Raw genomic sequence first — 14,377 nt, forward strand, 5'->3', positions numbered from 1 at the left:
ACCATGCGCCTGTTCCGGCAGGACCGCCCCGGCTCCTGGGACGACGCCATCGACCGGATGGAACGCGCGCTCCGCGAACGCGCGGCCGGATAAGGATCAGAGGGGGGCGTAGGGGCCGTCGCGGTGGACCATCACCACATCCACCTGCCACATCCGCTCGTCACCGGGACGATAGAGGGGATCGACGATGTCCCAAACCTGGAAACCGTAAGGTGCCATCGCGTCGATGATGCGGGGCAGGCGGGCATCCGCGCCGGCCACCGTCGCCTCGATCACGAAGACGGCGTCCGGCTGCATCAGGGTGGCCGCCCCGGCCAGAACCTCCAGTTCCAGACCGTCGACATCGATCTTCACCAGCCTCGGCCCGGCATAGCCACGTTCCGCGCACAGGCTGTCGAGTGAGACGGCGGACACCGTGCGCAGGCTGGGCAGGGTGCCGTCCGGCTCCGCCCCCTCCGGCACGACGGAGGAATAGAGCCGGTCGTCGGAAACAGCCAGCGGGACCGTGCCGTCCCGGCGGGCGACGGCGGCGATGCGGTACTCGGCGCTGCGCAACTGCCCGCACAGAGCCTGCAGAGCCGGTTCGTTCTCGGCCACCGGTTCGATCAGCACATGGTGGGCGTCGGGAAAGACCTCGTAGAGCGGCGGCGTGCCGGTCTGGGCACCGACGTCGATCACAGTGGCGGGGCAGAAGCCCCGGTCGCGCAGGAGCGTGAGCGTCTTGTGCTTGCTCTGACGGACCATCGTCCGCTGAGAGCGGATCAGCCCCAGCAGCGTCGCCGCCATCGGGTTGCCCGGGCTGGCGCGCAGAATGGCGCGGTAGAACTCCTCCGCCCGTTCCAGGTCGCCGGAGAGATGGACATCGAAAGCGATCTTGAGGCCGTCGGCGATGCTCACAGCGTAACGGTCTCCCGGACCGGTGACCGCCCGAGCTTCGCGTGCGGCGGCGATTGGAGGCTGATCATAAAAGTGCCGCGCCGGACGGACCGGCGCGGCACAGTTTCGGCTGGAACCCTTTCCCGGGTCCATAGCAACAGTTGATGATATTTATCCGTTTGTTCAAGCGCGTTCTTGCAAAACGGTCAGGTTTCCGCTTCGCCGGACGTGCTTTTTCCGCAAGCCGGTGTCTGCGCGCTTTTCCCGGGCGCCGCCCCAGCCCAAAAGCGGCGATCCGGGGAACCACCGGCCACGACTCGGGGTGGTGGGCGGCGCGGTCCGGATGACAGCGGAAGGCATCGCTTGCCAGCGGTGGGGGTGCCATGGGATGAAGCGCCGCCCCTTCCGCCGACCGGTCCGCGCCATGTCACGTCCAGCCCCCGACGCCACCCTTCAGGCCGCACTCGATGCCGAACGGGCGGGGGACCGCGAGACCGCCGGAACACTCTGCCGCCGGTTGCTGGAGCAGGCTCCCGCCGGCCCGCAGGCACCGGCGGCACATGACGCGCTCGCCAGAATTCTGTTGGGCCAGGACATGGCGGCGGCAGCCGACCATGCGCTCGCCGCCTGGCGGCTGACGCCCCAGGACCCCACCCGCCGGTCGAACCTGTGGCAACTGCTGACCCATCTGGGAGAGGCCGGCGACGTCGCCCGCTTCCGGGGACGCGAGGACTGCGTCGGGCTGGTGGCGCTGGGCAACGCGCTGCGCCGCGACGGACAGAGCCTGCGGGCGGAGCGGGCCTATCGCCGGGCGCTGGATCTCTATCCGGAGGTCTCCTTCACGCTGAGCCGACTGGCCTGCCTGTGCGCCGAACAGCACCGGCTGGAAGAGGCCGACGCCCTGTTCCTGGAGGCCGCCGGGCGCCATGGCGGGCGCGACGCCGTCACCCGCACCGATCCTGCCTTCCTGCAGACCCTGCGCGAGGGACAGCATCCCGCCGGCATCCGCGCCACCATCCAGGAAGGCGCCGGAGCCGCCGCCCGGCCGCTGGTGGTCTATGCTTGCTGCGACGCGGTCTATGCGCGCAAGTTCCTGCCGACCATGGTGCGCTCCATCGCCGAGGACAGCGGGCTCGACTGCGCCATCGCCCTGCATCTGGTCAATCCCGACGCCGAAGCCGAGGCGACGGTGGCGGCCCTGGCCGCCGCCCATGGCGCCGACCGTTTCATCGTCCTGCGCGAGACCATCGACCTGACGCCGCTGGGCGACAACGCCAAGACCTATTACGCCTGCAGCCGTTTCCTGGTGCTGCCCGACCTGCTGGTCCGCTGGCAGCGGCCGGTGCTGATGCTGGACGTCGATCTGCTGGCCATCCGCGACCTGAACCCGCTGCTGGCGACCTCCGCCCGCTCGGATTTGGGCATGATGAGCCATGCGCTGAAGCGGTTGGATATCTGGAGCCTGCTCTACGCCGACGTGCTGCACATCCGGCCGACCACGGGGGCGCTGCGCTTCCTCGACCTGACCCGGCGCTACATCCGCCATTTCCTGGATCGCGGCATGCCGGTCTGGTTCCTCGACCAGGCCGCGCTCGCTGCCGTGCATCTGGCCGGCTTCACGACGGAAGCCGCACCGCGCCTGACCGTCTATCCGGCCGACATCCACAGCAGCACGGTGATGGTCGACGGCGACGGCCGGTACTGGACCGACGACAGCGCCTATTTCTATTCGGTCCGCGCCACCGGCGGCGGCCAGCATGCGGTGCATCGGCTGAAGCGCCGCGCCGGCACCACCGCCGATGTGAAGTCCGGATGATACCGCCGGCCGGCCCGCACATTGGTAGATCGCCGGCACGGCGTCGACCAACGCCTCCAGGAACTGGCTGTCATGCCGGTTGGCCGTCGAAATCCTCAGGGTGAGTGGGTTCCCGTCGGCCAGCGTAGTGGAATGCCGTTGGAATGGCCCCCCTGCTCTTATGATGGCGCGCGCCACCTGAGGGTATTCAAAGCATCATACAGTGACAGGGAGCCAATCATTGCCTCTCCGTCATTCACTCCATAGCTGAGCACCAGCTGGTCTTCACGCTTCGCCAAACCAGCGCAGAACTCAACACCGTCATGATGAAAGACGAACTTATCGGAAATCGCACATACACGCAGTTCTGCATCGAACATGACAAAACGGTGAGGATAAGACAAGCCGGTGTTGGTTAGTGTTCTTTTGTGAACGACGCAAAGCGTCCAGTCCCCCACTGCACAGCCTTGGGATGAACCTGACCAACCATTCAGCTCGGCAATTCCGCTTCCGGATTGCCACGTCGTCATCGTATTCGCCTTGATATCAACAGTGACAACTATGGTTGGGCTGCATGTGTGGATGAGATGAAGAAGATTATTTTTATATATTGGAATCCAATTCTTTTCTTTTTGGCGGCCAAATGGTGACGGCACATTAAACGCCTGTGAAATTTTTCCTTCCCGATCGATGCTAACAATCTTTATCGAGCTTCTGTCTTCCTTATGCTCGTACAAGGCGGCAATGGCATAGAGCTCCCCATCGATCACAAAGAGCCGAAGGTCTTCAAGATGATCTTCCCAGGAGGGCTCACTGAAATTCGGAGAAAGAGACATAGGAATTGGCTCTTCAACCAATTCGAATTGATGCGATAAGCGTATCAGGTAGTTCCGCGTTCGAATGAGTCCCGTATACGGATTCAATGGATCATCGGTTATTGGATGAAGGTTATGGGAAATAAGTCGATAATTTGCCGTACGGACAACAGCCAAAAACCCATCCCCATCCACCAGAACGCTTGGATTGAACAGAGGCCACTTTGAATTTTTCCGAAAATCGATCTTCTTATAGATCCAGCTTGGGCACAATTCCGATATTTTCTTAAGTTCTTGGCGTTTATCTAAGGACAATTTCCCATCTCCAGCACTTCCGCCTTGATGAATTCCATTTCATCCAATTTTCTACGTTAGAGTGAAGGAGTATCATAGCAAAATGCAAATTGCAGTAGCGCTCTGCAGCAGAATGGTGATGGTCGACACCGAGGGACGGTACTGAACCGACGACAGCGCCTGTTTCTACTCGGTCCGCGCCACTGGCTGCCGGCACGCGATGCGCCGGCCGCACCGCCCGGATCACAACCAATGGGAAGCCGGCAATGGGAAGCCGGGTGGAAGCCGTTCGTCGCCATGCCAGCCGGCGAAAGGACGGTGGGCGCATAAGACATAAAGTCATGACTTCATGAATCATGATTTCATGCTTCTTCTTCATGACGTGAAACCACTTCCATCTTTCCTGATCTTGCGTGTAAATCCGCGAAGCTCCCGCTCGGGTCAGCCCGCCTTCCATCCTCTGCTACCGGGAACCACCGCATGGCTCGGATCATCAGTTTCGCCTCCACCAAGGGCGGCGTCGGCAAGACCAGTCTGGTCATGGCGCTCACCTCCGAACTGCGCCGGCGCGATGCGAGCGTGCTGCTGCTCGACTGCGACCCCAACCGGCATCTGGCCGAATGGGCGCGGCGGCGCAACGATGCCGGCGTGCGGGTGCTGGACGAGATCACGGAATCGAACGTCCGCCAGACGGTGCAGGAGAATGCGCCGAGCTTCGACTATACGCTGATCGACCTTGCCGGCTTCGGCAACCTGACCATGCTCTACGCCTTCTCGGTCAGCGACGGGGTGCTGATCCCAACCCAGCAATCCTTCATGGACGTGAAGGAGACGGTGCGCACCTTCAAGGTGGTGGCGGATTCCGTCGGCGTGCTGAAGCACACGCCGGCCTCCAGCGTGGTGATCGTCCGCACCCAGGCGGCCATCGAATCCCGCGTCGACCGCCATGCCCGCGGCCTTCTGGACGAACATGGCGTCCCGGCCTTTCGCACCGAGTTGATCGAGCGCTCGCTCCTGAAGGAAATGACCTACACCGGCCACGGTCCGGGGGAGGTCAACCCGGACAGCAACGCCGACCTGAACGTCCGCGCCCTGACCGACGAATTCGTCGCCTTTCTGGAGGCCTCCCCGGCCAACCCGCTGATCCCACGGGGGTGAGGCGGGCCGGAAGGCTTCCGCATGGTGTGGGAGAGCCCTGTCGCGGATTTAGCGTCCATCCGGTGCTTCAATAAGCACCGGATGGACGCTAAGTTTTTGGTTTTCCGTGGATTCACGCTTCAAGCGCTTCCGCTTGAACCGACCACACTCTAAGACATGAGATGCCGTCATGTCATTGTTCAGGAATTTCATGAAATGATTTCAGCCGCGTAGACCGGCGGCCCGCAGGTGGGGCGGGTCTGCGTGTTTGCGGATAGAGGCATCGGAACCGGTGCGTCGAACCAATGGGCAGTTCCATTCCGGACCAGCGCAGAGGTTGACATGGGAGTCCCCCCACCAGCGGACGAGGGGAGACGACCTGGCAACCTGCCGGACAGGGCCGGCAACCGGTTGCAGGCTATCATATCATGATTTGCGAACATGATTTCCTGTCAGGGTGGAAAATCATCGGGGCACGAGGTCGGAGCAGAGCCGCCTCGACCGGTCCGGGACGGAGAGCCGCGCAGCCGACACCGATATATAGCTTTTCATTATTTCATGATATGAAGGTAATGCAGGTTCCGGCGAGACGATATCCCCGATCATGATCGCCCGATCCTACGGAGGTCCAATCCTGCCGAGGAAAGCCGGAACGGTGCAGGGCGCCGCGTTTCACCGGATGCGGCCACCGATGCGGAAGACCAACGCCGCCCTCCTTCCGGTCCCGCTGTCACGGAAACGCCGGCCGATCGGAGCACCCCAGTTCCCACATCAGCGATGCCGGTGCGCAGTGTTTCATGACTTGTCTTCATAAAAGGACTTCTTGCGTTCCATCTCACTCCGGTCTTGCATCGGCCATGTCTCCGCTCCGTAAGTGGGGAGGAAGCCGCCCCTCCTGCTCCGCCAATGGCCGCTCCGTTACGCCCCCTTGAGCAGCTGCGGACCTGCATTAGTGTTCATGTTTTAATTTCATGTTTTCTTATAATGGCAATCCTCCCTGGTTCCTCCTGTGTTTCCCACGCCACGCCGGTCGGCTTTCCGCCGGGGTGCGGGCCACATCCGCCACATACCGTAAAGACAGGACACCAAGTCATGATAATGCTTCATGGCTTATCCAGCCGGCCCTCCCCCGAGCCGGCAGCGCCCTGACCGGAGTGCCCATGTCAACCGACAGCCCTGCCAAGCCTCCCCTGAAGCCTGCCGCCAAGCCGGCCCGTCCCCCGCTGGGCGGGATCGGGATCGGCGGGCTGGGCACGGACGACATTGATCCAATCCGCCAATATGGGTTGAGCAAGGGTTTCCTGCCGACCGAGACGGAGCCGCCCGCCTCAACCCAGTCCATCATTCCCCAGGCCGCCCCCCACCCCACCGTTCAGCCCGCCCCGCAGCCCCAGCCGGCGCCCACCATCGTCCGTCCGGCACCGACCCGGCCATGGCAGGCGATGCTGCCGGATTATCTGGTGGAGGAACTGCGCCAAGCCGCCGCACGCGAAGGCACCGCCCAGAAGGTGATCGTGCTGAAGGCCCTGCGGCAGGCCGGCTTCCGGATCGACGACATCGACCTGCAGGACCTGCGGCGGCGCTGAGTCCGCCCCAGGAAACGCACAAGCGCGGCCGAAGGGACGGTTTGACTCTCCTTAAGGAGCCGTCTATGCCCTAACCCCGCGCTCTGCCCCTGCTCCAAACCGATTGCAGACCACCAGCGACGACGAGAGATGAAGGCAAACATCACCCAGGCCGCCCCGGCGCCATCCTCCCCGGCAGCCTCGCCCCTTCAGGCCTCGCCCCGTCCGGTGTCTGCCGTCCCGACACCTGCACCGGCCCCCGCCCAGTCCCAGGGGTCCCACGGTCTCAGCATCGACATGCTGGAAGGGATGCTGAAGCAGCAGCCCAACGACCCCAACGTGTGGAGCGCGCTGGGCGCCCTGCTGCGGCAGGCCGGCAAGCCGGAGGCAGCGATCGCCTGCCAGCGGCGCGCGCTGGAGATCGACCAGCGTCATGTCGGCGCCTGGACCAATCTGGGCAACGTGCTGGGCGACGTGGAGCGCTATGACGAGGCCGTCGCCGCGCAGGAGCATGCGGTGGTGCTGTCGGGCGGCAACGCCAACCTGCTGTCCAATCTGGTGGTGGCTCTGCGGCATGGCTGTCGGTTCGACCGTGCTCTGGAGATCCTGGAGGTCGCCCTGCGCGCCCGGCCCGGCGATCCCGGCCTGCTGTGGGACCGAGCCCTGACGCTTCTGCAGGTCGGCCGCTATGCCGAGGGCTTCCGCAACTATGACTCCCGCCTGTCGCTGCCAAGCTATCAGAACCGCATCGCGGACGGACCGATGTGGGACGGCGGGCCGCTGGACGGCAAGACCATTCTGCTGACCACCGAACAGGGCTTCGGCGACGTGCTGCTAACCGCGCGCTATGTGCCGATGGTCAAGGCGCGCGGCGGCCGGGTCCTGCTGGAATGCCATCCGGAGCTGCAGCGGCTGCTATCCGGGCTGGAGGGCATCGACGGCTTCGTGCGCGCCGGCACCGCCTACCCGGCCTACGACGTCCATTGCCCGCTGATGAGCCTGCCGCACCGGCTGGGCACGACCATCGAGACGGTGCCGCCGCCCACCCGCCTGACCGTTCCGGCCGAAGCACGCGAGAAGGCCGCCCGGCTGGTCCCCGGACCGGACGGCACGGTCAAGGTCGGCATCATCTGGTCCGGCCGTGTCACCTTCAAGGACAATGCGCGCCGCGCCACCACGCTCAGCCGCTTCCTGCGCTTCCTCGACGTACCGAAGGTGCGGCTCTACAGCATCCAGAAGGGACCGCCGGAGGCGGAGCTGGCGACGCTCGGCACCTCGACCCTGATCACGCCGCTGGGGCCCCATTTCAACGACTTCGCCGACACCGCGGCGGTGCTGGAACGGCTCGATCTGGTGATCATGACCGACAGCTCTGTGGCGCATCTGGCCGGCTCGCTCGGCCGCCCGGTGTGGAACCTGCTGCAGTTCATGCCCTACTGGGTCTATGGCAATAAGGGCGACACCACTCCCTGGTACCCGTCGATGCGCCTGTTCCGCCAGACCACGCCCGGCGACTGGGACAGCGTGTTCGGCGCCGCCGAGCAGGCCCTGCGCCAGGTGGTGGCGCTCAGGACCTGAGCCGCCTCAGCCGTTGGTTTGACCACCCGGCCGGCCATAGCGGGCTAGCAGCGGGTCCTGCCGTTTGAGGATGCGCTCCAGGTTGGCGAGCGCATCATCCACCCCCTCGGCCGGTTCTACCCAGCGGTCGGGCTCCGGCAACATCGGGGGCGCTTCCTTCGGTGACGCTGCCGGGAGGGGCGGGGAGGCGGCACGCGGCGCGACCTCCCCCAGCATCGGTGCCAGATCCTCCGCCACGAAGATGCGGTGGCTGCGCCGGCGTGTGATCTCCACCGCGATCTCCAGGCGCTGCAACTCCTCCAGCAGATCGGTGGCGGCACTGGTGGCGCAGCGCAGACGGGCCGCCAGCCGGGCCGGGCCGATCACCCCTTCGGCGGCCACTGCATCGACCGCCCGGCGGATGCGCGCATCGCGCCGCCGGTCGCCGACACGCCGGCGCCAGCCGCGCCAGCGGTGCAGCAGGGCGACGAGGCTTTCCTCCCCCTCCTCCGCCTGCCGGGCCATGCCGCCGAGGAAGGCTGCCAGCCAGTTCCCGCCCGGCTCGGCCCGGCGGATCGCATCGACCCCGTTCAGGCAGGGCAGCGGCAGCGGCGTCATTTCCTGGGCGGCGAGGAAACGCGACACCGCCAGACAGGCACCGCTGCGGTCGCCGCCGGCGTCCAGATGGGCGAAGAAGCCGAGACCGCAGGCGATCAGCACCGCTCCCTTCGCCGGTTCCAGCGCCTCCTTCATCCGCACCACCGCATCGTCGGTCCCGAGGGGGACTAGACGGGGCGTGTCGTCATCCATGGCACCATCACCGGCATCGTCGGCGAGCATCCGCCGCATCAGGTCGAGCGCCAGCATGGTCGCCCCCCAGTCGCGTGCCGCCCGCACCGGCACGCGGGCCAGCAGGGTGCGCAGGCGGTTGGGATCGACCCGGCGGCCCTGAATGTCGGCGATCGCCGCCGCGGCCTCGGCCCGAGACCGGTGCAGCCACGCCGCCCGCACCGGCGTTCCGGCCGCCGCCTGCGCCAGCCGGCCGACCGCGGCGGACGCACGCTCCAGCGGCGGGAGGAGGGCCAGCGGATCGGCGAGGTGCAGGGTCATTCTCTATATATCAATGTGTTACAAGATATTCGTATCATTAATTCAGTAATATGTCCATTTCACCGGACATTCTTTCCGTCAAGAAACTCATACGCAAAGACCGGCCCATGATCCTTGGATGCTCGTCGTGCGGTGTTGCTGTCTGGCCAACCAATGCCCTTGACACCGACAAGAACAGAAAGTGAACATAACTTTCTTGTTCAGCCTAGGGGGAGTGCAGATGAGCGACCGTGACGAGATGGCTCGTGCCTTCGATTTCGAGATTGGATCCTGGCACGTCTCGCATCGCCGTCTGCGGGACCGTCTGGCTGGGTGTCAGGAGTGGGACAGCTTCACCGGGACGGCGGACATGCGGCCGGTGCTTGGCGGGAACGGGAACATCGAAGACAATGTTCTGAACCTCCCGCAGGGCGCTTACAGGGCAATTGCAATCAGGTCCTACGATCCACAGCGCGGGCTCTGGGCCATCTGGTGGCTTTCCACCACCGATCCGCATTCGATCGAGACGCCGGTGGTGGGACGGTTCGAGGGGGCGGTCGGGACTTTTTTCGCGGATGACTGCGTCAAGGAACGGCCGGTCAAGACGCGCTTCCTCTGGCTGGATACCCACACCGCCACCCCGCGCTGGGAGCAGGCGATGTCCGCCGACGGCGGCGAAAGCTGGGAAACGAACTGGACCATGGAGTTCAAACGGGCGGAGTGAGGACGGCTCTCACAAGAGGCGGTCACCGGCCGAGGGGCGATAGGGACGAGCCAGACCGGTTCCGCCAAGCCTGTGTAAAGCAGGAAAAGTCTGGCCAAACGGTCGTTTACTCGTATCTCCATTGACTTTACAAAGGCGTGCCCGTCCCCCGTTCTGCCTGGACTCCGCCATGGCGCTCATCGGCTACGCCCGCGTCTCGACCGACGATCAGACCACCGCCGCCCAGATCGACGCGCTGCGCGCCGCCGGCTGCGCCACGATCTTCGAGGAGAAGGCTTCCGGTGCCTCGCGCGCCCGGCCCGAGTTGGCGCGGACCCTGGCCAGCCTGACCAGGGGGGACACGCTGGTGATCTGGAAGCTCGACCGGCTTGGCCGTTCACTGTCGCACCTGCTGGAGGTGATCGAGGATCTGCGCGGCCGCGGCTGCCATTTCCGCTGCCTCACCAGCCCGATCGACACCGCAAGCCCGCACGGCACGCTGGTGCTGCAGATGCTGGGCGCGGTGGCCGAGTATGAACGCTCGCTGATCCGCGAGCGGACGAAGGCCGGGCTGAAGGCGGCCGAGGCGCGGGGCCGGGTCGGCGGCAATCCCAAGCTGAAGCAGGGCGACACGGCGATGGCCCGGCGTCTGGCCGAGCGGCAGCGCCAGCTCTACCTGCTGGAGCTGACCCGCACCGCGGAAGAGTGGCTGCCCACCGTGCGGCGGCTCCGGCTGGCCCACTCCCCGGCCCGCTCCTGGGCGGCGGTGACGCGAGCGGTGAACGCCAAGCTGCCGCCGGGCCGGCATTGGACCGCCGAGCGGCTGCGCCGCGCCGTCCGCGCCTTCGTCGAGGAAGGGCTGGCGGAAAGGGCACTGCTCGACAAGGCGCCACCCATGCGCGGGGATGACCGGCTGATGGTGCTGGTCGCCGGCATCGCCCGGGCGAACCCGAAGCTGTCGCTGCGGGCCATCGGCGCCCAGTTGGAGGCGATGCGGGAGACCACGCCGCGCGGCGGGCGCAGTTGGGCCGCAGCCTCGGTCAAGAACCTGCTGGATCGCGCCCGTGCCCAGGGGCTGCTTCCTGCCGGATCACCGGCCGGGACCTGACCCCCGGCGCGATCCCCGGGCTGAGGCTCCTCACCCTGGCGGAACGGTTCGAAAGTCACCCGCGGCGGCCTCCCATCCGGGCCTGCCAATCCCGGCTGTAGAGCTGTCCATGGCTGGCAAGCGGTGCCGTCCGGCCGGTTTCCAGATCGAGCACCGGCATGTCGGCGATCAGGGCGGCCCGCTCCACTCCCCCCACATAGGACAGGCTCCCATCCTCGGCCCGGGATTCCCGGAAAAGGGAGGGGCGGGCGCTCCGATCCGTGATGGACAGAAGGGAGGCAATCTCGACACGCACGAAAAAGGCGTTGTGGCCGGCCCCGTTGCTGCCGACCAGCGCATAGCCCTTGCGCGCCGCCGCCTGTTCGAGCGCCCGGATCGAAGCGCCGAAATAAAGCCAGGAAGGATGGGCGATGGAGCGCTGGAATGCGGGATCGTAGGGGATCGTCAAGGCACGCATGTCGCCCAGGACCGCATTGTATTCGCATATCACGATGTCCGGACGAACCACGTCGAGCGCATCGAACACCCAATAGTCATTGCCGTCGATATCGATGCTCAGCAGGCCGACGTCGCCGCCATGGCCGCTGCGTGACAGCAGGTCGTTCACGTTTTCCTTCGTTATGAACGCCGACTCTGCGGCCAGATCGTGCTTCCAATAGATCCCGTCATTCCTGATCGCCTCGATATGCGTCACATTCGCATCGAGGACGAGCCCCCGCCAGTTACGGTTGCGCATCAGATAGCGGGTGTTGCTCTCCGTATAGTCCTGTACGCCGAACTCGATGAAGCTCTCTGAGCGGACCGGAAGGTTCTGGATCAGCCATTCGATGATGCCGTCCTCGCCGGTCTGCGAGAACACCGTGAACTCGACGTCGGACAGGTGGGGAATGCACGTGCGGGCGCGCAGAGACTCGCCCAGAGCACGGGCGGTCAGCAGGAGCTGACGCTCCGCCGAACGCTGCTGCTGGCGGTGATGGTCCCAGGCCAGGGCGCGCCCGGCACGGAAGAGAGGAACCAGATCCTCCAGTTCGGCAGACATCGGCGGTGTCCTTTTTGCGTGTCGTGGCTTTGCGTGTGGTGGCGGAAGCGGGTCAGGCCCGAAGGTAATCGCAATTCCGGCACAAGGGATTGGAGACGCGGTTGTCGAGGAATTCCCGGCGCAGCGCCCGCATCGGCCCACCGTTCCAGATTTCCGTCAACGACTGCTTCGCCACATTGCCCAGGACATAGCGCTTGTCATAGTCGTAGCAGCAGGGCACGACGTCGCCGTCCCAGGTGACGGTCAGCCTGCTCCATGGAAAGCGGCAGGTGACGTGGTCCTGCGGCGGCGGCCGGTCGCCGGCAAGAACGTTCACGTCCGGCGCATTGCCGTCCCAGGTGACGAACTCCTTGGCGAAGAAGGCGTCGACCCCGTCGAGGTTCGACCAATAGTCCCGCTTCCGGGCGATGCTGTTGCCGTTCAGGCCGAAATCGATCATCGACACGATGACCTGGACCTTGGATTTGAAGGATTTCTTCAGCTTCAGGAAGTCGAGCAGGTTGCGGACGGAGGCGTCATAGGCATCCGCGACCCCGCGAATGCGTTCGAACGACGCATCGTCATGGCCGTCGATCGACAGATAGAGCTTGGCGGGACGGGCACGCAACAGCGCCAACGCCGTCGGCCGCTTCAGCATCAGCGGGTTCAGCGACAGGGCAGCGGGCACGCCGCGCGCCGAGGCGTAGGCGACGAAGCGGTCGAAGTTCGGATGAACGAGGCTCTCGCCGAAATGATGCAGCCAGCAATCCGCCTGCGCCGCCTGTTTCGGGTTCTCCTGGACATATTCGTCGATCACCTTGCGGAACAGGCCGAAATCCATCAGCCCCTGCGGGCGCGTCATGTTGCCGGTGCGCGCGCACATGACGCATTTGAAGGGACAGCGGTTGGTCAGCTCGATGTTGAAAACCGAGAAGGGCGTGTCGAGCACCGTCGGGTCGGCCGCTGTGGCGGAGATCGGTACAGCGGTCGGGGGAGTGGAGACTTTCATCGTCAATTCCGTCCTCCAAGGCCGGCGGCGAGCAACGGACCCAGCGCTTGCCCGAGCGGTCCCAACAGCCGCAACGTGGCGGCCACCCATTGGCCCTCGTCCCTCACCGCCGCGCCCACCAGTCGGCGGGCCTCCTCCGCGTCACCCAGTTCCAGCAGCGCCCGTGCCCGCCCGAGGCGGGGCAGGGCAAGGCAGGCGAAGTCCCCGCGCCCGCCGTCGAAATCCTCCAACGCCTCCTGCGGCCGGTTCCATGCGAGCCTGAGCATGCCGCGGAAGACGCGCCCTTTGGCTGTATCGGGATCGTTCGGACGGTCTCCGTCGAACGCACGGGCGGCGGCGTCGAGGTCTCCGGCATGGAGTTGCACCAGCCCCCCGATCATGCGCGCCCAGCCCATGTCGGGATTCCGCAAGCGGACGGCGTCGCAGGCGGCCATCGCCTCATGGAGCCGGCCGTCCGACAGCAGCGTCTGCGCGATCATCAGGCCGGCCCACCAGCGCAGATCGTGACCGCTCTCCCAAACGCGCCGGTAAGCCGCCAGTGCGGCTCCGGTTTCGAAGCGGAGCCGGTGATACTGGCCGAGCACATACCAGGACGGCATCCGGTCCGGCGCCAGGACGACAGAAGCCGCCAGTTCCCGCCTCGCGTCTGCCGGCCGGTTCAACAGAAGCAGGGAAAAGCCGCGCTGATGGTGAAGGCCGTAGCGGTCCTGTGCATGGGGGGCCGCAAGATCGCACCAGCGCAGCGCTTCCTCATGGCGATCACGGATTTGGCCGGCCAGTTCGACGACGAGATCGGGCAGATGAGCGGCGGCGGCACGCGGACAGACGGCAAGCGCATGGGCGACGAGGGCGAGCGCATCGTCGGTCATTCCGTCGTCCCGGGCGGCCTCCGCCTCCTCGACCAGCGCCCGCGCCAGGGCATCGGGGTCGCCGCCATGCGCCGACATTCCATGCGCCAGAACGGATCGCGCGCGCTCCGGGTCGCCCGCGTCCCGCAGCAGGCGGTTCAGGCGCAGCACGGATGCGTAGCGCCCCGGAGCCACCGCCACCGCACGCTCGAACGCCATCACGGCGGCATCGCGGTCTCCCGCAGCCTCGAGCGCCACCCCCATCCGATGATGGTAGTGGGAGAGGGTGGACCTGCGGATCTCCTCCCGCCAATTCTCGATGGCGATCCGATCGAAGTCGCTCTCCTCTTCGACTGAGGCATGCGGAAGTGACGATGCCGGTCGGCGCATCCGCGTCCTCATCCCCCTTCGCCGTACCGTTGGACACCAAATGCTGGTCAATATAACAATACTAATACATTCGAGCAATTCAGCCCGCATATTCAAAATTAGAAAGCCACAACCAGCGGCGCTTCTCATGCGGAGTCTTCAAAAACTTGGGATTGCGAATATGCAGGCCATGA

General features: G+C 65.3%; 12 protein-coding genes and 1 pseudogene. 6 read left to right on the plus strand and 7 right to left on the minus strand.

The features are described 5' to 3' along the window. Nucleotides 1-96: 96 nt before the first annotated feature. Complete coding sequence (locus tag TSO5_RS11400) at nucleotides 97-897, minus strand: FkbM family methyltransferase (RefSeq protein WP_109151698.1); 801 nt, start codon at nucleotides 895-897, stop codon at nucleotides 97-99. A gap of 367 nt (nucleotides 898-1,264) precedes the next feature. Here TSO5_RS11400 and TSO5_RS11405 point away from each other — a divergent pair, with 367 nt between their 5' ends. Then, nucleotides 1,265-2,692, plus strand: a complete 1,428-nt coding sequence (locus TSO5_RS11405; RefSeq protein WP_247870704.1) for a tetratricopeptide repeat protein — start codon at nucleotides 1,265-1,267, stop codon at nucleotides 2,690-2,692. A gap of 6 nt (nucleotides 2,693-2,698) precedes the next feature. On the opposite strand, the pseudogene TSO5_RS11410 reads toward TSO5_RS11405, so the two are convergent. Together TSO5_RS11410 and TSO5_RS32190 are read right to left on the minus strand one after the other, a co-directional pair. Then, nucleotides 2,699-2,812: pseudogene (locus TSO5_RS11410) on the minus strand (IS5/IS1182 family transposase); the annotation flags it as partial. A 38-nt stretch (nucleotides 2,813-2,850) separates the two neighbouring features. Continuing rightward, complete coding sequence (locus TSO5_RS32190; RefSeq protein WP_146203727.1) at nucleotides 2,851-3,801, minus strand: hypothetical protein; 951 nt, start codon at nucleotides 3,799-3,801, stop codon at nucleotides 2,851-2,853. A gap of 459 nt (nucleotides 3,802-4,260) precedes the next feature. Here TSO5_RS32190 and TSO5_RS11415 point away from each other — a divergent pair, with 459 nt between their 5' ends. From TSO5_RS11415 to TSO5_RS11425, 3 genes are all read left to right on the plus strand, one after another. Beyond that, on the plus strand, nucleotides 4,261-4,938 hold the full coding sequence (locus TSO5_RS11415; RefSeq protein WP_109151699.1) for a ParA family protein: 678 nt from the start codon (nucleotides 4,261-4,263) through the stop codon (nucleotides 4,936-4,938). 1,139 nt (nucleotides 4,939-6,077) lie between these two features. Next, on the plus strand, nucleotides 6,078-6,503 hold the full coding sequence (locus tag TSO5_RS11420) for a hypothetical protein (protein ID WP_109151700.1): 426 nt from the start codon (nucleotides 6,078-6,080) through the stop codon (nucleotides 6,501-6,503). A 129-nt stretch (nucleotides 6,504-6,632) separates the two neighbouring features. Further along, the gene (locus TSO5_RS11425; protein WP_109151701.1) at nucleotides 6,633-8,060 is read left to right on the plus strand and encodes a tetratricopeptide repeat-containing glycosyltransferase family protein; all 1,428 of its coding nucleotides are present in this window, start codon (nucleotides 6,633-6,635) and stop codon (nucleotides 8,058-8,060) included. 6 nt (nucleotides 8,061-8,066) lie between these two features. Here the strand turns inward: TSO5_RS11425 and TSO5_RS11430 are convergent, their stop codons facing one another. Further along, the gene (locus tag TSO5_RS11430) at nucleotides 8,067-9,149 is read right to left on the minus strand and encodes a hypothetical protein (protein ID WP_109151702.1); all 1,083 of its coding nucleotides are present in this window, start codon (nucleotides 9,147-9,149) and stop codon (nucleotides 8,067-8,069) included. 220 nt (nucleotides 9,150-9,369) lie between these two features. On the opposite strand from TSO5_RS11430, the gene TSO5_RS11435 reads away from it, so the two are divergent. Beyond that, nucleotides 9,370-9,852, plus strand: a complete 483-nt coding sequence (locus TSO5_RS11435; RefSeq protein ID WP_109151703.1) for a DUF1579 domain-containing protein — start codon at nucleotides 9,370-9,372, stop codon at nucleotides 9,850-9,852. Between the two features lie 169 nt (nucleotides 9,853-10,021). Next, nucleotides 10,022-10,939: a recombinase family protein gene (locus TSO5_RS11440; protein ID WP_109151704.1), complete on the plus strand. Its 918-nt coding sequence runs from the start codon at nucleotides 10,022-10,024 to the stop codon at nucleotides 10,937-10,939. Between the two features lie 55 nt (nucleotides 10,940-10,994). Here TSO5_RS11440 and TSO5_RS11445 read toward each other — a convergent pair whose 3' ends face one another. Genes TSO5_RS11445 through TSO5_RS11455 form a run of 3 tightly spaced genes read right to left on the minus strand, consistent with a single transcriptional unit; the run spans nucleotide 10,995 to nucleotide 14,204 of the window. Continuing rightward, nucleotides 10,995-11,978 carry a hypothetical protein gene (locus TSO5_RS11445; protein WP_109151705.1) on the minus strand — a complete coding sequence of 328 codons (984 nt, stop codon included), beginning with the start codon at nucleotides 11,976-11,978 and terminating at the stop codon, nucleotides 10,995-10,997. Nucleotides 11,979-12,030: 52 nt separating this feature from the next. Beyond that, nucleotides 12,031-12,966, minus strand: coding sequence for a radical SAM/SPASM domain-containing protein (locus TSO5_RS11450; protein WP_158282405.1), 936 nt, complete (start codon nucleotides 12,964-12,966; stop codon nucleotides 12,031-12,033). 2 nt (nucleotides 12,967-12,968) lie between these two features. Further along, complete coding sequence (locus TSO5_RS11455) at nucleotides 12,969-14,204, minus strand: tetratricopeptide repeat protein (protein ID WP_158282406.1); 1,236 nt, start codon at nucleotides 14,202-14,204, stop codon at nucleotides 12,969-12,971. Nucleotides 14,205-14,377: the final 173 nt, after the last annotated feature.

Origin of the sequence: Azospirillum sp. TSO5 (assembly GCF_003116065.1) — a bacterium.
In the GTDB taxonomy this organism is placed as follows: Bacteria; Pseudomonadota; Alphaproteobacteria; order Azospirillales; family Azospirillaceae; genus Azospirillum.

What these genes read in the sequence shown, in the direction of transcription:
- TSO5_RS11405 (WP_247870704.1), top strand. Translation starts at nt 1,265, where the DNA reads ATGAAGCGCCGCCCCTTCCGCCGACCGGTCCGCGCCATGTCACGTCCA.
- TSO5_RS11415 (WP_109151699.1), top strand. Translation starts at nt 4,261, where the DNA reads ATGGCTCGGATCATCAGTTTCGCCTCCACCAAGGGCGGCGTCGGCAAG.
- TSO5_RS11420 (WP_109151700.1), top strand. Translation starts at nt 6,078, where the DNA reads ATGTCAACCGACAGCCCTGCCAAGCCTCCCCTGAAGCCTGCCGCCAAG.
- TSO5_RS11425 (WP_109151701.1), top strand. Translation starts at nt 6,633, where the DNA reads ATGAAGGCAAACATCACCCAGGCCGCCCCGGCGCCATCCTCCCCGGCA.
- TSO5_RS11430 (WP_109151702.1), bottom strand. Translation starts at nt 9,149, where the DNA reads ATGACCCTGCACCTCGCCGATCCGCTGGCCCTCCTCCCGCCGCTGGAG.
- TSO5_RS11435 (WP_109151703.1), top strand. Translation starts at nt 9,370, where the DNA reads ATGAGCGACCGTGACGAGATGGCTCGTGCCTTCGATTTCGAGATTGGA.
- TSO5_RS11440 (WP_109151704.1), top strand. Translation starts at nt 10,022, where the DNA reads ATGGCGCTCATCGGCTACGCCCGCGTCTCGACCGACGATCAGACCACC.
- TSO5_RS11445 (WP_109151705.1), bottom strand. Translation starts at nt 11,978, where the DNA reads ATGTCTGCCGAACTGGAGGATCTGGTTCCTCTCTTCCGTGCCGGGCGC.
- TSO5_RS11450 (WP_158282405.1), bottom strand. Translation starts at nt 12,966, where the DNA reads ATGAAAGTCTCCACTCCCCCGACCGCTGTACCGATCTCCGCCACAGCG.
- TSO5_RS11455 (WP_158282406.1), bottom strand. Translation starts at nt 14,204, where the DNA reads ATGCGCCGACCGGCATCGTCACTTCCGCATGCCTCAGTCGAAGAGGAG.